The organism is Falsiporphyromonas endometrii, assembly GCF_042654485.1.
GTDB classification, from domain to species: Bacteria; Bacteroidota; Bacteroidia; order Bacteroidales; family Porphyromonadaceae; genus Porphyromonas; species Porphyromonas endometrii.
Map to the genome: position 1 here is coordinate 1 of NZ_JBHSGO010000183.1, position 17,042 is coordinate 17,042.

A 17,042-nucleotide genomic window follows, 5' to 3' on the forward strand; every position below is an offset into this window, starting at 1 on the left:
AGAAAGTTTGCTTTAGCCATTGTTTCTCAGTATAAAGACAAACTTTCCCTACGGAAGAGGTTGTTTAAGGCTGCTTTAAATATGGACTATCTCAAAAAGCTGCTAAAGATTTGATGCGGTTGCCCTGATACTCCATCAAAGATTATAAGGAAAAGTTTAGATCCTTCGTAAAGGACTATCCAATTATACTAAGCACCACCACCTCCCTGTCTTATTCATTGTCAAGGCTCTATCCCATAGACTATCTAATCATCGATGAGTCATCACAAGTGGATATAGCCAAAGCCGCAATCTGCTTTAACTACTGCAAAAATGTAGTTGTCGTGGGAGACAGTATGCAACTAACCCATATCGTCAGTAACAGTGAAAAGGCAGACTCCATCTATGACAAATATAAGATCAACCCGGCTTTAGACTATACCAAATACAATATTCTAACCTCATTAAAAGAGTTGTATGGGGCATCTATACCCACAATCTTGCTACGAGAACATTACAGATGCAATCCTCAGATTATTCATTTCTGCAACCAAAAGTTCTATGAAGATAAGCTTCTTATTATGACCACTCTTGAGCATAAAGAACCTTTTACGCTTATCGAAACAAGAGATGGCGACTATTCTAAAAATATCAACGAAAGACAGATAGAGGCTACATATAGATATATCCAGGATCATTTTCAAAAGGACTTCTCTCAAGTCGGAGTTATCTCTCCTTTCCGAAATCATGCCAATGAACTTCAAAAACGACTATCGTCCATCAATCCTCTGATAGAGGCCGATACAATTCATAAATTTCAGGGAAGAGAAAAAGATACAATCATATACAACTTTGTGACAGCTCAAGAAAATGACTTTACGGACAATCCCAATTTGATCAATGTAGCAGTATCGAGAGCAATCAATAATTTTGTGGTCTTACAACCTCAAAACATGCCCCTTTCGCATGGTACCAACCTTGGAGACCTTGTCAGATATATCAAATACAATACATCAAAAGAGAATGAGACTGAGTGTCATAGGTACAACTCAATTTTCGATATTCTGTATGATCCTAAATACATCGAAAGATACGCACCCAAATATGATTCACACGATGGCTCGGAAGCAGAAAAGATCTTTGAAGATATGCTGATTAATGAGATACTTCCATCTCATACATCTTTTAATAACATTAGGTTCATCAGAGAATACAAACTTCGAGACCTCGTAAAAGACATTGACCAATTTGAAGAAAACGAACAACAGTTTATGAGAAATAATTCGAGATTGGATTTTCTTCTTTTCAATAAGATTGACAGGATACCCATACTTGTTATCGAAGTCGATGGAGTATCTTACCACAACAATCCGATACAGCAACGAAGAGATAGACTCAAAGACAATATCTTATCAAAAATAGAGGTACCCATACTAAGGCTTGCCACAGATGGGCTCAATGAAAAAGAAAAAACTTGCGAAGTACTTCTTAAATCTATGGAAGGGAAATCATAAACAGCATACAGTCCTTTCCATACAGATCCCAAATAATCATCAACCAAGCAATCCTCTTTTCTATATACTGCTGTACAAAGGCATTCAGCTTAGTTGTTTTCTGTATTCGGCATAAGCACCTTATATGCTTATCCTTTTGCTAAGTCACCAAATTGGCTCACAAATTTGTGACATTGGCCCATCGTTCAACTTTCTCTTCTAATCTCGACTTATCCTCCTACAAACAAAAAAGCTAACTTTGACGTATCAAACAATCAAAAGCAATGGCAGAAACATTAGTTATAGCAAAGGGAAACAAAGAGGAAAAATATCAAACACTATTGCCTCAAATCAAATCATTGATAGAAGGGGAATCTGATTTTATCGCCAATTTGGCTAATATCACTGCTGCTATCAAAGATACATTTGACCATCTTTGGGTAGGATTTTATATCATTAGACCGGCTTTAAAAGCTACCAAGGATAATCCATCAGAACTTGTACTTGGTCCATTCCAAGGGCCTATTGCATGCACTCGTATCAGAAAAGGGAAAGGAGTATGCGGTACAGCTTGGCTAAAATCAGAGACTCAAATTGTCCCGGACGTCGAACTTTTTCCCGGTCACATTGCATGTAGCTCTCGATCTCGATCAGAAATTGTTGTTCCTATATACAAATGTAATGATGAGGTATCGGCTATCTTGGATATCGACAGCGAAGAGGTAGGTACTTTTGACCAAACAGATGCTCAATATCTCGAAGAGGTGTGCAGAATGATCAGCACAATGATCTGAAAATAGAAAACTATTGAGAGCAGATTTGGGTTAAACTCGTTTGAGATTCTTATTCTTGGACCAAACTATTGATAAACTGCTCCAAGTCTATCATATACTGATCAAATGTCTTGGGCATCAAACTGGGTTTTAGGCTTGAAGAGCTGAAGGGTTGGGTCAAAGACTTAAGGAGTTTTTGCATTTTGTGAACCAGGTCATCCTCTTTATTGATATCAATTGATAGCCCATTATGCTCATTAAGCATACTTACACTTCCTGCTATATCGGATACAATACATGGCAATCCGGCTATGAGGGCTTCATTTACCACAGCAGCAAACGCATCCCTTTTGCTTGGAAGTACAAACATATCCCCCGCAGCATAATAGGCATAAAGCTCATCACCCTCTTTTTTACCGACAAAGTGTATGCGACCGGAAGAGGTTAGCTGCTCTGATTGATGACGAAGTTTTGCTCCAAGTGCACCCTCACCAACAATCATCAGATGAACATGATGCTCATCTTGAGCCAATTTTCCAAACTGTGCGATAAGGTATTCCAAGTTTTTCTCTTCGGCCAACCTGCCTACAAAAAGGATACACTTGTCTTCAGACTTGATATCATGACTCTCCCTAATCTTTGTGGCCCTGTCTAATTGAGATTGCATTCTCAGCCTTATATATCTATCATCTTGAACAATAGGTAAGTAATGCATCTTGAGAGAATTGCCAAGTCTGTCGGAAATCAATTTGATTGCCCTTGTATCACATCCAATCATTCCATCTATCGAAGACAGAAGATACCTATTGACCTTTTTATGATTCAACATGTGCTGTGCTATCGAAAGATTGTCATCACACATGGCAATGAGGGGAGGATTGCCATTCATCCTTTTGAACAAAAGCAAAATAGCTGTTATAAGGTTGAGTTCACTGCACATAATAATGTCCGGCTTCTCTCTTCTAAGGATAGATGGCAAAGAAAGTCTAAGATTTGCAATCCCTGCAAACCCGGATGGTAAGATATCATATTCAAACTTCATCCTCTCTTTGAGAAAATCCTCTTTGAAAGTCTGTTCGAACGGCTTCCCATATTCAAAGTAAATCTTACAATCAAACTGCTTGAATAGCCAATTAAACAATTCAATACGATACGGAGCCAAAGCTCGATGTATGATAAGCAACCTCTTCATATTTACAAAATCTCCTACTCTGCAACCTTTAGTGACTTTTTGATGTGTCTTACAATTACGTCAGCAACAGATCTATCACCATAAGGAAGGGCCTTTTGTGAAAGCTCTTTCTGCTTGTCCAAATCCTGCCTAATCGTATGAGCAGCCACTCTGTTCAAAAAGACATCTATCTCATAACTCTCGTCTGCCATCGTATGCAATGAGAAAGCCAACTGCCCCACCTCATCAAGTTTCTTAGGAATACGATGGTTGCGACGAATAAAAAGTGCCGGCTTATTGCACAATTGATATTCCAAACAAAATGCCGAACAATCATGCACCATAGCTGCAGATCGAGCAAAAAGATCAGCATAAGGCCCCTCTTGCAATTCACAACCCGGTGTCTTTTGCCAAAAGGTATAGTATTTATCTGTCTTTTCTCTTCCCCAAGATGGCAAATTATACAACTTTGACTTTAGGTGGGGATGAGGCTTGAATGCAAACTTCAATCGCCCTTCAAATTTTTGTGGCAAAGTTTTGAAATAATCAGCCATCCTAAGAAAGTTACTTAAAGCATATCCCCAAGGCTCTATCGAATGATGAGGAGCAATAATAACAAGAGGAGGGGCATCCTTGGGTGTCTCTCTCTCCGCTTTCCTAAGATTATCAATCAAGATGGGGCCTAATGCAAATCCATTGGTTCCTCCAAAGGTGGAATACTTATGATAAAGCAACTCATCACTTTTGGAGGAGAGGAAGATCTGCCAAAGAAATCCGAAGTTCTTATTCACATGCCACTGCCTCGTTGTATCAAAGAGATAACCATATCTGGAATAGCAAAGCAAAGCCTCCTGATATGTACAACTCATGCGATACTCTTGAGGCATCAATACATCATAAGGGGTAATATAAAACAAAATATCAGCCCCAAGACTATCAATAGGCAACAATGAATATTCGCTTCTAACAGCTTCGATGGGATGATAGCCTGATTTTCTCATCTCATAAAGAGTAAAACAATACTTCTCTTTAACCTCAGAAGACATTGGAAACTCAGTGGGACAAACCAAAATATCGACATCAAAAGAGGGATCTTTAGAAAGGGCTTCATAGAGAAGGTCATGCTTCCATTGAGATGATATAGGAACCAAGAAGACAAACCTATAACGCTCTCTTTTTGCCACCCTTTGAACCAATGAGGCTATCTCGGACTGAATCTTAGGAATCCTCAGAGGATCAACGATCCGCTCCCTCAGAAAGGCCTTCGTCTGAGTAATACAAAACTGCACCCGTTTTGGAGAGTGTTTGTATATAGCTGATGTGATGCTTCTTAACTTCATTTATCTTTTTATTCTCAACATCTTGTTTACAACCGATTCTCCCTCGGGAGATATACCGCTGAAGTACATCAAAGATAAACCTAAAAGGCCAATAGGAATACTTCGAACAAACATATCTGACCAAGGACCTCCAACGACCGGTATCAAAAAGTCAACCCCCAACATGATGGCGAAAATGCCAAAAGCTTTGAGAAGATCCCATGAGAATGGGCTGCATTTAAGTTTATAACTTATCATCCCTTGCTGTATTGCATAACTCAAGGCGGTGGAAATAAGAGTGGCTATAGCCGATCCGGCAATACTGTACTTTGGAATGAGAATCACCTGCCAGAAGATGCCAAGAAGAGTTACACCAAGCGTATAATAAAGATTCCAATAGTAATATTTCGAACAACTTAGAAGAGAATTGCCATAATTGAAAGTTATCTCAAACAGTTTGCCTATTCCCAAGAATAAGAAAACCGCCTTTCCGGCCACATACTTACTGCCATTAGGAAGAATAGCATAGACACTATCCAAATTGATGAGGACAATAAGGAAGATAAAACCCCCGGCCAAAACCTGATGAAGAGAAACCCGCTTAAAAAGCCTGTTGGCCTTTTCAAAATCATTCTTACGCATTGCCTCTGCCATGATTGGACTTGCAATATTGAGCATAGATCTGGAAGGAATCTCCACGACAGCCACCATATAAAAAGCAATTGAATAGATCCCGGCACTATCAAGGCCTCCGGCATCAAGCGAACCAACCATAAAAAGACCGAGTTGGCTGGCTAACTTCGTACCAATCGATCCGGCAACATATATAAGGGTGTACTTAAGAAAGTTACTTCTCAAATCCGGTGTTATATACGACCAGTCGTGCTTCATAGAGAGAGAACCAATCTTTCCCACATATATAATGCAGAGAAGCATACATATCCCATAGCAGATGATATAGATTGCAACCATAATGGGGAAACTGACCCATCCAAGAGCATAAACAACAAAAGTAACAATGAGAAGAAGCCTCAGTACAACTTCGCGGATAAGTTTGGGTACAGCTATCCTCATCAGCTGAACAGCATACAACTCAAAAACAAGCCAAAAAAGGAGGAAGACTGTGAGCGGAACAACCCAATCAAAGTAATCGACAAACTGCGGACTATTTTTGATATACATCGAAGATATAGGATCCCTCAGCATATAATAGAGAGGGATGATAACCATAAGGCCGAAGAGAGATACTACGATACTATAGAAAAGGAAGCCATTATCTTTGGGTTTGCCATGCCTATCCATTTGATTAGGATCTTTGAAGTAAGGATAGAACCTATACATAGAGCTATTAAGCCCCATCATGGCAAAACTTGAGACCAAAGTTGCAGCTTGAAATATCACCTGTACCAGGCCTATCTCACCCGGCTTAAGATATGCAACTTGAATAAAGAATGTTGACAGGAAGCCAATCATAGCCCCCAAATATGTCACAGCAGTTCCTTTTAAACTTTGACGGATTACAATCCCCATATGAATTTTTATAAAGTCTTAAAGAGTCCTTATACTGGTCAGATCTTCTTTAGGCAACAAAGCCATAGCCTGTCCGGACGTAAGATCAGATCCCGGAATCGAAAGTTTGTCGTCAATATCACAAAGCGGGATCATTACAAAAGCGCGCTTGAGCATTCTGGGATGAGGTATAGATAGAGCTTTTGGTGAAACAATGTCAAGTTGCATATCGTCATACAGCAAAATATCTATGTCGACCGGTCTGTCTTTATAATTTAGATTGATACTTTTGGATGTACGACCAAGTTCTCGTTCGAGCAACTGGGTATATTCCAACCATTCAAAAGGAGTATGATCAGTTTTAAGCTTGATTACACAGTTAAGAAACAGATTGTCCGAACGGAAACCAACAGGCACTGTCTCATAAAACTTAGAACAAACCCCTTTATCATTGGCAAATAGACATATTTTCCGAATAGCCTCTTTTAGGATCTGCTGCCGATCCCCCATATTTCCTCCTAAGGCCAAATAAATAACGTGATCCATATTCTTCATACGTACAATACAGTGAATGCCAACAAGCTCTTCAAAAATATGGAGACCGCCGATAATAACAACAGTCTCCATTATAATTCTTCTTTAGATATACCGGATGGCAAGAATTAAAAAACTTCTCTGCCACACCCGGTAAGTTTAGATGATTAGCAGAGCATCACCATAAGCACCAAAACGATATCTCTCCTTGACAGCAACTTTATAGGCTTCCATCACATGCTCATAACCACCAAAGGCTGCTGCCATCATCAATAAAATAGAATGAGGCATATTGAAATTGGTGATCAAAGCATCCGGCATATGAATCTTAAACGGAGGGAATATAAAGAGATTGGTCCAACCTTCATACTCCTTGATGTGATTATCCGTACTTACAGCTGTCTCCATTGCCCTTAGGATAGAAGTACCTACTGCACAAATCTTTTTGCCCATATCCTGAGATCTGTTGATGATATCGCAAGCCTCACGATTGACAAACATCTGTTCACTTTCCATCTTATGCTTAGACAAGTCCTCAACATCTATGTCACGATAGCTACCCATACTGTTATGAACAGTCAAGAAGGCAAATCGACAGTCTTTAATCTCAAGCCTCTTCATCAGCTCTCGGCTAAAATGAATACTTGCTGCCGGTACCGTCACAGCACCTTCATTTTTGGCAAAAATACTTTGGAAACGCTCAGCATCTTCCGGCTCTGCTCCTCGCTCCATATATTTAGGGATTGGAGTCTGACCATATTCATAAAGAAGTTTCTTAAACTCGTCATGATCACCATCATAGAGGAATCTTAGAGTCCTTCCCCTCGATGTAGTATTATCAATAACCTCAGCAACAAGGCTGCCGTCATCTCCAAAATACAACTTGTTACCAATACGAATCTTACGCGCGGGATCAACTACAACGTCCCACAATTTTTGTTGCTCATTGAGTTCTCTCAACAAAAAGACCTCTATCTTGGCACCAGTCTTTTCCTTTTTTCCATAAATTCTGGCAGGAAAGACTTTTGTATCATTAAACACAAAGCAGTCGTCCTTGTCGAAATAGTCAATAAGATCCTTAAATAGCTTATGCTCAATCTTACCGGTATCCTTATGAAGTACCATCATTCGGGATTCATCTCGATAATGTGTTGGATACTTTGCTATAAGCTCTTTAGGCAAAGTGAATTTAAAGTTTGATAATTTCATCTTGACTCCTTTATATTAATTATTATTTAGTTCTTTGTTATCCTTTTCAACCTTTAGTATAGGATCTACATGATCCCTTATAACCTCTTCAATACCCTCTATTGACAAAGCATCTTCGATAAGAAAATCACCTATTCTTGTACGACGAAGAGCTGTCAAATAGCCCCCGGATTGAAGAGCCTCTCCAATATCTCTTGCCAAAGCCCTGATGTAAGTTCCTTTGGAGCATACCACACGTATCTTTATCAAAGGCAAATCATAATCCAAAAGCTCAATCTCATCAATGACCAATATTCTTGGCTTTAGCTCAACCTCTTGGCCTTTTCGTGCGTACTTATATGCACGCTTTCCATTGACACTGATAGCAGAATATGCTGGTGGTACCTGTTCGATCGTCCCTACAAAAGACTTCAATACTTCTCGTACCATCTCCTCAGTTATATGCTTATAAGGATATTGCTTGTCAGGTTCTGTCTCAAGGTCAAAACTCGGTGTAGTCTCCCCCAACTTAATGGTGGCAATGTATTCCTTCACCCCACTTTGAAGCTTGTCTATCTTTTTTGTGCATCTACCTGTACATACAATCATAAGACCGGTAGCCAACGGATCCAAAGTGCCGGCGTGACCTACCTTGAGTTTTTTTATGTCCAACCTCTTACAGGCCAAGTATCTGAATTTGTTGACAAGATCGAAACTTGTCCATGTATATGGCTTATCGAAGAGAAACACTTCACCATCTTCTGTCAGATGCCAAGGTCTGTTTAATAATTCTTTCATAAATAATATGACTAACAGCTAATTACTGAATTTGAAGATCCACACCGCAAAACAACAAAATCAAAATAGCTGCACCGATGATAATACGATAATATCCAAAACTCTTAAGACCATATTTTGTCAAAAAGCCGATAAATCCCTTAATGGCAAACATTGCTACCACAAAAGCAACCACATTGCCAATAATCAATGTAGTCAGGTTGTTTGTGATGATATCCCAGCCACCGGCATCTTTGTACAAATCCCAAACTTTCTTAAGTGTAGCGCCACACATAGTCGGGACAGCCAAGAAAAAAGAAAATTCAGCAGCTGCTTTTCTTGTCAGTTTCTGCTGCATACCCCCCACAATCGTTGCCATGGATCTGGAGACACCGGGAATCATAGCAATACACTGAAAAAGGCCTATAACAAAGGCATTCTTGGCTGAGGGCTTGGTCTTGGTATCACAATGGTCAAACATCTTGTCAATAAACAACATGAAGACACCTCCCAACAAAAGCATCACAGCCACAGTGGTTACACTTTCAAGCAAATTGTCAATCTGCTTCTCAAGTAAAAGTCCAAAGAATACGGCGGGCAAAACACCAACAATAAGTTTGCCATAGAAGCTAAACCGACTAAAAAATTTCATGGATCCCTCTTTGCCGGGGAGGGGTTCAAAATTGAAAAACTTTTTCCAGTAAAGGACTACAACTGAAAGCATGGCCCCAAGTTGTATGATTACAGTATATGCCTTAAGGTATTCAGAACCCTGCATACCCATCATTCCTTCAGCTATAATCATATGGCCGGTAGAAGAAACGGGTAAAAACTCCGTAAGGCCTTCGACTATTGCCAAGATGATGCTTTGTAAAATGGTCATAAGTGAAAATAATAGCCCCCATACCCCATCTTTAGATAAGGTTACAGGGATATGTAGAAAAAAAGTTATTTATTATCTGATGGCTCTTTGCAATCCATTTCTTCACCGGATGGTTTTGCCATTATTGCATATACCATTAAAGCAAAACCAACTACGCAAACGAATGGAGCAAGGACGATTCGTCGCCAACTAAACATCTCCGGATTGTACGTAACACCATCGGGAGATCCTCCTCCCGACATTAAAATAAAACCAACGACGATGATCAATACAGATATGATCATCAAGATATAGTTTTTCTTGTTGTAAAGCATATTCAAATATTATATTAAATGCATTTTACTTCCATCCATTCGGATATACCGTCTTGCCGCCATAAAAGAGGTCAAAGCTGAAACAATGACACTGATCAATAGCAAACAGCCGGCTAATTCGACCAAATAAATATCCGGGAGATAATCATAAATATCAGGGAACAGCCACTCTTTCAAGGCCGAAAGAGCACCATAAATAATAAGACAAGCAAGGATAGCAGACCAAACCCCGTCCAACATACTCTTTAGGACAAAAGGTTTACGGATAAACCCGGGCGTTGCACCTACAAGCGAAAGAGTCCTAATCTGAAATCTTTTGCCATAAATCAAAAGTCTTGTTGTATTATTAATTTGAATGAAACTAATTATCAATAGAAGAATGGTCACGGCAATGAGAAAATACTGTACTTTGACCATATTCTGATGCACTACATCGAAAAGCTCTTGACGATAAGAGAGATTCTCTACGCCATTCCAGATACGGATCTTCTCATCAATCTTCCCTAAACTATCCGGATGAGCGTATTCCGATTTCAAATGAATCTGAATTTCTGCCTGCAAAGGATTATATCCCAATACTTGCACCGGATTCTCGCCAAGTTCATCTTCCAAAGCTTTGGCAGCTTCGGCCTTTGAGATATAACGCATATCCGAAACAAACGGCTCACTTTTGATCTTGCGACATAATAAAGAATCTTGCTCCGGGGTACTATCCTCATCCAAAAGAAGGTTAAACGAAATCTGTTCTTGAACTTTATCTTTAATCACCATTCCGACAATCTCCACGAGCCCCAAACTACCGACAATCACCAAGACCATCGATACACTTAATATAGAGAGCAATCGCGTATGGAAAAACGCATGCGAACGGGTTTTCTTTCCTTCTGTCATATCAGTAAAAAAGTCACTTTTATACTTCAATCTACAAAAGTAGTGAATATAATCTAACAAATAAAGGCTTTAGAAACTGTTTTGGAACGACACTCTACTTTCTATCATCATAAAGCCTATATAAGTCTGGTTATTACAACAATAGTAAGTAGAGTGTCATTGCTAAAGTGAAACCTTTTTGGTATATTGGTGACCTATAAAACTAAAACCATGGAGATAAGCATATTACTTACCCTTCTTTTGATGATCATTTCGCTTGGCGGATTATTTCTCCAAGCGGGTAAGATATGTCTTATCCATCGTAGACAAGTTGATGCCTTACTCTGTATCAAGCAGGACCTCAATAAAGGTCCTGTTACATGGGCTGTGAAGCTCGTCTTAAGAGGCTTAAATTTGTTAAATACTATTACCATGTCTACTGATCAAAAAACGACTCAAACAACACTGATTCAACTTCAAAATCACAACTTCCGAGGTTAGGATAATCTGACCCTTTGCCGACTTTGCCCGTTTTATTAGTACAAAACGGTCTTTTTTATGCGCTATTTTAACAAATAAGCTCGCGCGAGATACAATCTATTCTCGCGCGACTTTCGATCCGTTGTCGCGCGACCTTGACATGCAAAGTCGCGCTACTTCAAGTGCAACCTCGCGCGAGTTTAGGTTCAAAGTCGCGCGGGGATGGATTGCAAGTCGCGCGAGCTCCCTAAAAAGGCAGCCTGAAAGCTGTTTTTTAGCCGCCAAATTGTCAATAAAAAGTAGCTTATACATATATTAACATACAAATAGAACGAAACCGTCCTATCTGTTTTTAAAGCTATAAAGAATAAGTCTCTTTTAAAGTCAAAAGGAGGCTGTTTTTAGGCCTAAAAACGCCTAAATATAGTTTACATTATTTATCTAATAAGCTATGATTTAATTAAAACTATACAATGAAAAAGGGTCAATTTCTAACTGATAGAAACCGACCCTAAATGGTTATATCTGCGTTAAACCGCAAAAATTATTTTTCTAAGAATTCAATATAGCTCTTGATATTTTTATCCAAATTAGCCACTGTTTCAGGATTATAGGTATCATAAACAGCATGAAAACCAATATACTTTGCACGCGTAAATCCTGCAATACCATCAAATACATCTAAATAATGTGCCAAAGTATGTCGCTGTGGTCCTCCCTCAAAAAAATCCTTCTCTGACCCACCACAACTTACAGCTGCTCCAATCTCTATGCGCTCCATTTTATCGCCACCGGGCCCAAATGCCCATCCTTCTGTCAAAACAACATCCAGCCATGTTTTCATCATTGCCGGCCCACCATACCACCATAATGGGAATTGAAATATTACTCTTTCATGAGCCTCTACAAGCGCTTGCTCTTTCTCAACATCTATTTTTCCGTCAGGATATACTTGACAAATTTTATGCAGAGTTACATTTTCGCACTTTTCCAAAGCATCGCACCAAGCCTTGCTAATTACGGAACCGTTTTCTAAGTGAGGGTGAACAACTATCACCAATGTTTTTTTCATCATTATTCTGAATATTATTAGTTTTCGACCTCCAATAAGGTATTCTTTAAACGCCACAAAGATACTACCTTTGCGACATGAAGACAATAGCTATAATTCCCGCAAGATATGCCTCCACAAGGCTACCCGGCAAACCCTTGATTGATATGTTGGGCAAACCTCTGATCCAACGAGTGGTAGAGCAGGCCCAAAAAGTTCTTGACAATGTTGTTGTGGCAACTGATGACGAACGAATCCTTTCAGCCGTCGAATCATTTGGAGGGAGAGCCGTTATGACGGGCAAGGACTGTCCTTCCGGTACAGATCGTTGCCGAGAAGCCTACGAAAAGATTGACAACAGTTATGATGTGGTAATCAATTTGCAAGGAGACGAACCATTTATAGATCCATCTCTTATTCTTCAACTAAGCAAAGCTTTCGAAGATCCCAAGATCGATATAGCCACCCTTGCTGTTCCTTTTCCCCAGGATAGTACTTTTGAGGCATTAAACAACCCCAATTCACCCAAAATAGTCCTTGACAATAGTGGCAATGCTATTTATTTTTCACGCAGTGTTATCCCATATCTTCGCAATGAAGATCGAGACACATGGGCTTCAAAGCATAAATATCTTAAGCACATTGGTGTATATGCCTTTAGATCGACTGTGCTCAAAGAGGTGACTTCGCTCAAGCAAGGAACTCTTGAAAAATGTGAAAGTTTAGAACAACTCAGATGGCTTGAGGCCGGATATCGTATCAAGGTCATTGAAACTGATCATGCCACCATTGGTATAGACACTCCGGAAGATATGAAAAAAGCAATCAACCTTTTGAAGAATCAGGGAGAATAAGAAAGCTACCCCACTCCATTGTGAGGCTGTTTTTTATATAAATTCAATTAACATATATTTTAGGCATGTACACAAACAAGTCCGTTGTTATAGATCCCATTACGAAACAGAAGATCTTTGACTCTGCACAAATTTTGGATATCGTCAGCGACTTCGTATCTCTTAAAAAGAGGGGAAGCAGCTACGTCGGACTATGTCCTTTTCATGCTGACCGCAATCCATCCTTCTATGTCACTCCATCCAAAAATATCTGTAAATGTTTTGCCTGTGGGGAAGGTGGAAGTCCCGTAAACTTTCTTATGAAACTTGAGCAGATGAGCTATGTGGAAGCTCTGAAGTACATTGCCAATAAATATGGCATTCCTATTCAAGAAAGAGAGCTTACAGACGAGGAAAAAGAGGCGGCCAATGAACGACAAAGTTTGTTTATAGCCAATCAATTTGCCCAAGACTTCTTCCATAAACAACTTGAAACGGAGGAAGGTATGACCATTGGTCTCTCATATTTCACCGAGCGTGAGATTAGACTGGATACCATTGAAAAGTTTGGACTTGGATATGCACCATCCGGCTATGATACACTATACAAGTCAGCTGTAGAAAACAGCTATGAGATCAAGTTTTTTGAAGATCTTGGACTTATCAATCACTATGAGGACAATGATAGATACAGCGACCGCTTTAGAGAACGAGTCATGTTTCCGGTCTACAACCTCAGTGGTAATGTAGTTGCTTTTGGAGGAAGAATTCTCAAGAAGGATGAGAAATTAGCCAAATACATCAATTCCAAAGAGTCCTCAATCTATAGCAAAAGCCGCGAACTTTACGGTCTTTTCCAAGCTAAGCACGCCATTTCAAAACTTGACAAATGCTACCTGGTCGAAGGGTATCTGGATGTTCTCCAAATGACTCAGTCAGGAATTGAAAATGTGGTTGCCTCTTCGGGTACTGCTCTTACCAAAGATCAGATCAGGCTAATCAGGCGCTTCACTCCCAACATAACCTGCCTATTCGATGGAGATAATGCCGGGATAAAAGCGGCTATGAGGGGGATCAACCTATTACTTGAAGAGGGAATCAATGTAAAAGTCATTCGATTGCCTCAAGAAGAGGACCCTGACTCATTGGCCAAAAAGCTTTCGGCTTCTGAATTGGTCGAATACTTGAATAGCCATGAAGAGGACTTTATCAATTTTAAGACTGAGCTCCTTCTTGATGAAAGTAAAAACGACCCGATGCTTAGGGCCAAACTCATTAGCGATATAGTTGGAAGTATTGCGCTTATCCCGGAAGACATCATACGCGCTGTCTACATTCAATCCACGGCACAAAGATTGGATATGTCAGAGGATTTGTTGGTCAATGAAGTTCGCAAGGCTCGTAATTATCACAACTACCAAGTTCAAACCGAACTCAATCGTCAACAAAATCGCAATATAAATCCTCAAACAGCCTCACAACAGCCCCGTACAGCTGCGCAACCCACTGTTGAAATCATTGGAGGACAACCTGTATTTATTCCGGCAGATGAAGACGCTTCTACAGTTGAAACACCTCAAGTAGACAAAGAATCTGAACTTTCTATTCCAATCAAAAAATATGAGCAACAGATGCTTATGCTCATAGTAAGACAGGGCGAATACATATTGGATATCTTTGACGAACAACAACAAAGACACTATTTCGAACCAATAGCAAAATTTATAGCTGAAGAGCTTCTGGCAGACAAGATACTCGACTTTGCCACTCCCGCATGCCAAGCAATAATAAAAGAGGCAGCCGAAGAGGTTATGAATGAAGTCAAAATCCCCTGCCAACAATACTTTATCAATCATATCAATCCATACATAAGCCAGGTGGCTGTAGATTTGGTAGCCGACCCTTATCCTCTAAGCTCAATCATGAAACAAAACGAAAGTGTCTATGGGGGAGATTCCGAAGAGAAAAGAAAAGAGATGGAGGTCAAGAAAAACAAAAAGATGTATCGCAAAACTGTTGAAGCAATTTACATCTTCAAAAATGCCTACATACTTCATCTGATAAATGAACTGCAGCAAAAACTTGCATCCGAACAAGACCCCGAAAGGCAAGCAGAAATCTTGACAGACATACAACACATGAACGATATAAAAGCTGAGTTTGCAAAAGCTCTCGGAGAAAGAATTATCCTGTAAGTGATAAGTAGTATCCTACCTTCCGATAAAAAATACTGCTGTCCGGTCCGGTAAAAGTTTTGGCAGCCCGACAAACTTGGATTTCATATAAGTAGCTCTCTCGATTGCTCTCTAAACAAACGGTATTACCAATTTTGAGACATCAGCCTGTAAATCATGCTTAGTTTTATCGGACAACCGACCCTTCAATACATTCAAAAAATATTGCTGTTGTATAATGTTACCTTTATCACCGAAATCTCCAAATTGAACAAATCATACATGTCAAGATGTGGAAAAAGGCAGCATTGCTGTTGATTAGAAAAGAAAGATCCCATCGGACGATTAGCCCCCATATCTTTACATCAAAAGCTGGATAGTTCGTTAGGGCATTTTCAAGACCCTGTATTTAGCAACGAAAGTATAAGATGTATGGACATGATGACAAAACAAAAAAGACTATGAAGTATATCGGCATTGACATCAGTAAACGAAGTTTTACGGTAGCATTCTCTTCAGAGAATGGCTCCCCCGTGAGAGAATACGAGAACAGTCCTAAAGGCATTCACAAATTCATATCTGCACTGTCATCAGATGCTGTTTGTGTGATGGAGGCGACCGGTAATTATGGCACCATGCTTGTTTATTTGCTACAAGAGTCGGGTTTTAAGATGATCGTTGAAAATCCTCTGAAAGTGAAAAACTTTGCACGAGCAATGATGTCGGTAACAAAGACGGACGCAATTGATGCACGTCTATTGGCCTTATATGGAGAGCGTATGCAACCCTCTTTATATCATGTGCCCGGTAGAGAGCTGTTATTGCTCAAACAGAAACGCACGGTTTTACGACAATTGAAGAAGCAACTGACAATGAGTAAGAATCTCTGGGAATCTATTGACGTACTGCCATTTGTAGATCCGCTGGTAAAAAAGACGATGAAGAGTACGATAAAGTACCTGGAGAAAGAAATTAAACGTATCGAGGAATCTCTAGCTTCTTATACCGAGGAAATCTTCAGCCAACAATTCAAGCTGTTGACTTCAGTAAAAGGAATAGGTGCTACGCTAGCCGTTGCACTAATCGTTGCTACCGGAGCTTTTACCTCATTTGATAACAGCAAACAACTTACAAAATACTTAGGGCTGTCTCCCACCTATGAGCAATCCGGGACTTCCGTCCTGCATCGTGGACATATCAATCGGAATGGGGATAGCGAACTAAGGTCTCAATTATATGTTGCTGCTTGGTCTGCTGTTCAATACAACCCGACTTGCAAAGCGCTTTATACCAGACTTAGACAGAAAGGGAAACCGGGAAAGCTTGCAATGATCGCAGTGGCAAACAAATTGGTCCGCATTGCTTTTTCTGTCGTAAAGAATAATGTGCCTTATGACATCAACTATAGCTTAACCTCTTTAGAACGAAATAATGCATAGAAGAATAGAAGAATTTTAACCCATAAAAATATTGTGGAGGTATGCTCAAGCGGCAGGAGGCGCAAAGCCTCCTAAGAGCTCTTGCACGATTTTATTGTGATATTTTTTTAACTCGGTGATTATAGTTCGTCCGATAAAAGTTTCATAGGACATATTAATGATGCTCAATCGCTGAATTTATGCGGTTGAGCATTTCATTTTTACAAGATAAGCCCCCCTAATCAAAAAGCGAGGGTATTAAAGGGGTATCTGCCC

The 17,042-nt window shown here is 39.8% G+C and carries 16 protein-coding genes and 1 pseudogene; 7 read left to right on the top strand and 10 right to left on the bottom strand.

What is annotated here, in order from left to right; translation table 11 throughout:
• The 3 genes and pseudogenes from ACFO3G_RS06255 to ACFO3G_RS06265 form a co-directional block, all read left to right on the top strand.
• A pseudogene (locus ACFO3G_RS06255) lies at positions 1-114 on the top strand (ISAs1-like element ISPg6 family transposase); the annotation flags it as partial.
• A 20-nt stretch (positions 115-134) separates the two neighbouring features.
• Positions 135-1,493: an AAA domain-containing protein gene (locus ACFO3G_RS06260; protein WP_380079067.1), complete on the top strand. Its 1,359-nt coding sequence runs from the start codon at positions 135-137 to the stop codon at positions 1,491-1,493.
• 263 nt (positions 1,494-1,756) lie between these two features.
• Entirely contained in the window at positions 1,757-2,266 is a 510-nt protein-coding gene (locus tag ACFO3G_RS06265) for a GAF domain-containing protein (RefSeq protein WP_380079037.1), read from the top strand.
• A 49-nt stretch (positions 2,267-2,315) separates the two neighbouring features.
• Here the strand turns inward: ACFO3G_RS06265 and ACFO3G_RS06270 are convergent, their stop codons facing one another.
• The 9 genes from ACFO3G_RS06270 to ACFO3G_RS06310 all read right to left on the bottom strand — a co-directional run bounded on the left by ACFO3G_RS06270 (position 2,316) and on the right by ACFO3G_RS06310 (position 10,831).
• A complete protein-coding gene (locus ACFO3G_RS06270; protein ID WP_380079039.1) occupies positions 2,316-3,437 on the bottom strand; it encodes a glycosyltransferase family 4 protein in 1,122 nt (373 codons plus the stop codon).
• A 14-nt stretch (positions 3,438-3,451) separates the two neighbouring features.
• Entirely contained in the window at positions 3,452-4,756 is a 1,305-nt protein-coding gene (locus ACFO3G_RS06275; RefSeq protein WP_380079041.1) for a hypothetical protein, read from the bottom strand.
• On the bottom strand, positions 4,757-6,265 hold the full coding sequence (locus tag ACFO3G_RS06280) for a lipopolysaccharide biosynthesis protein (protein WP_380079043.1): 1,509 nt from the start codon (positions 6,263-6,265) through the stop codon (positions 4,757-4,759).
• 18 nt (positions 6,266-6,283) lie between these two features.
• On the bottom strand, positions 6,284-6,871 hold the full coding sequence (folK, locus tag ACFO3G_RS06285) for a 2-amino-4-hydroxy-6-hydroxymethyldihydropteridine diphosphokinase (RefSeq protein WP_380079045.1): 588 nt from the start codon (positions 6,869-6,871) through the stop codon (positions 6,284-6,286).
• Positions 6,872-6,937: 66 nt separating this feature from the next.
• Positions 6,938-7,987 carry a tRNA preQ1(34) S-adenosylmethionine ribosyltransferase-isomerase QueA gene (gene queA, locus ACFO3G_RS06290; protein WP_380079047.1) on the bottom strand — a complete coding sequence of 350 codons (1,050 nt, stop codon included), beginning with the start codon at positions 7,985-7,987 and terminating at the stop codon, positions 6,938-6,940.
• 15 nt (positions 7,988-8,002) lie between these two features.
• Complete coding sequence (gene truB / locus ACFO3G_RS06295) at positions 8,003-8,764, bottom strand: tRNA pseudouridine(55) synthase TruB (RefSeq protein WP_380079049.1); 762 nt, start codon at positions 8,762-8,764, stop codon at positions 8,003-8,005.
• Between the two features lie 22 nt (positions 8,765-8,786).
• Positions 8,787-9,626, bottom strand: a complete 840-nt coding sequence (locus ACFO3G_RS06300) for an undecaprenyl-diphosphate phosphatase (RefSeq protein ID WP_380079051.1) — start codon at positions 9,624-9,626, stop codon at positions 8,787-8,789.
• A 65-nt stretch (positions 9,627-9,691) separates the two neighbouring features.
• Positions 9,692-9,940 carry a DUF3098 domain-containing protein gene (locus ACFO3G_RS06305; protein WP_380079053.1) on the bottom strand — a complete coding sequence of 83 codons (249 nt, stop codon included), beginning with the start codon at positions 9,938-9,940 and terminating at the stop codon, positions 9,692-9,694.
• Positions 9,941-9,949: 9 nt separating this feature from the next.
• Complete coding sequence (locus tag ACFO3G_RS06310) at positions 9,950-10,831, bottom strand: cell division protein FtsX (protein ID WP_380079055.1); 882 nt, start codon at positions 10,829-10,831, stop codon at positions 9,950-9,952.
• Positions 10,832-11,041: 210 nt separating this feature from the next.
• Between ACFO3G_RS06310 and ACFO3G_RS06315 the strand changes: the two genes are divergently transcribed.
• A complete protein-coding gene (locus ACFO3G_RS06315) occupies positions 11,042-11,311 on the top strand; it encodes a hypothetical protein (RefSeq protein WP_380079057.1) in 270 nt (89 codons plus the stop codon).
• A 523-nt stretch (positions 11,312-11,834) separates the two neighbouring features.
• Here ACFO3G_RS06315 and ACFO3G_RS06320 read toward each other — a convergent pair.
• Entirely contained in the window at positions 11,835-12,365 is a 531-nt protein-coding gene (locus ACFO3G_RS06320; protein WP_380079059.1) for an NAD(P)H-dependent oxidoreductase, read from the bottom strand.
• A 74-nt stretch (positions 12,366-12,439) separates the two neighbouring features.
• On the opposite strand from ACFO3G_RS06320, the gene kdsB reads away from it, so the two are divergent.
• The 3 genes from kdsB to ACFO3G_RS06335 all read left to right on the top strand — a co-directional run bounded on the left by kdsB (position 12,440) and on the right by ACFO3G_RS06335 (position 16,787).
• Complete coding sequence (gene kdsB / locus ACFO3G_RS06325) at positions 12,440-13,195, top strand: 3-deoxy-manno-octulosonate cytidylyltransferase (protein ID WP_380079061.1); 756 nt, start codon at positions 12,440-12,442, stop codon at positions 13,193-13,195.
• Between the two features lie 65 nt (positions 13,196-13,260).
• The gene (gene dnaG, locus ACFO3G_RS06330; protein ID WP_380079063.1) at positions 13,261-15,369 is read left to right on the top strand and encodes a DNA primase; all 2,109 of its coding nucleotides are present in this window, start codon (positions 13,261-13,263) and stop codon (positions 15,367-15,369) included.
• A 440-nt stretch (positions 15,370-15,809) separates the two neighbouring features.
• Positions 15,810-16,787, top strand: a complete 978-nt coding sequence (locus ACFO3G_RS06335) for an IS110 family transposase (RefSeq protein WP_380079065.1) — start codon at positions 15,810-15,812, stop codon at positions 16,785-16,787.
• Positions 16,788-17,042 lie beyond the last annotated feature (255 nt).

Bases quoted from the DNA above. Each gene is read 5' to 3' on its own strand.
- ACFO3G_RS06300 (WP_380079051.1), bottom strand. From the start codon at position 9,626: ATGACCATTTTACAAAGCATCATCTTGGCAATAGTCGAAGGCCTTACG.
- ACFO3G_RS06310 (WP_380079055.1), bottom strand. From the start codon at position 10,831: ATGACAGAAGGAAAGAAAACCCGTTCGCATGCGTTTTTCCATACGCGA.
- ACFO3G_RS06305 (WP_380079053.1), bottom strand. From the start codon at position 9,940: ATGCTTTACAACAAGAAAAACTATATCTTGATGATCATATCTGTATTG.
- ACFO3G_RS06335 (WP_380079065.1), top strand. From the start codon at position 15,810: ATGAAGTATATCGGCATTGACATCAGTAAACGAAGTTTTACGGTAGCA.
- truB (WP_380079049.1), bottom strand. From the start codon at position 8,764: ATGAAAGAATTATTAAACAGACCTTGGCATCTGACAGAAGATGGTGAA.
- kdsB (WP_380079061.1), top strand. From the start codon at position 12,440: ATGAAGACAATAGCTATAATTCCCGCAAGATATGCCTCCACAAGGCTA.
- ACFO3G_RS06275 (WP_380079041.1), bottom strand. From the start codon at position 4,756: ATGAAGTTAAGAAGCATCACATCAGCTATATACAAACACTCTCCAAAA.
- ACFO3G_RS06315 (WP_380079057.1), top strand. From the start codon at position 11,042: ATGGAGATAAGCATATTACTTACCCTTCTTTTGATGATCATTTCGCTT.
- queA (WP_380079047.1), bottom strand. From the start codon at position 7,987: ATGAAATTATCAAACTTTAAATTCACTTTGCCTAAAGAGCTTATAGCA.
- ACFO3G_RS06265 (WP_380079037.1), top strand. From the start codon at position 1,757: ATGGCAGAAACATTAGTTATAGCAAAGGGAAACAAAGAGGAAAAATAT.
- folK (WP_380079045.1), bottom strand. From the start codon at position 6,871: ATGGAGACTGTTGTTATTATCGGCGGTCTCCATATTTTTGAAGAGCTT.
- ACFO3G_RS06270 (WP_380079039.1), bottom strand. From the start codon at position 3,437: ATGAAGAGGTTGCTTATCATACATCGAGCTTTGGCTCCGTATCGTATT.
- dnaG (WP_380079063.1), top strand. From the start codon at position 13,261: ATGTACACAAACAAGTCCGTTGTTATAGATCCCATTACGAAACAGAAG.
- ACFO3G_RS06280 (WP_380079043.1), bottom strand. From the start codon at position 6,265: ATGGGGATTGTAATCCGTCAAAGTTTAAAAGGAACTGCTGTGACATAT.
- ACFO3G_RS06320 (WP_380079059.1), bottom strand. From the start codon at position 12,365: ATGATGAAAAAAACATTGGTGATAGTTGTTCACCCTCACTTAGAAAAC.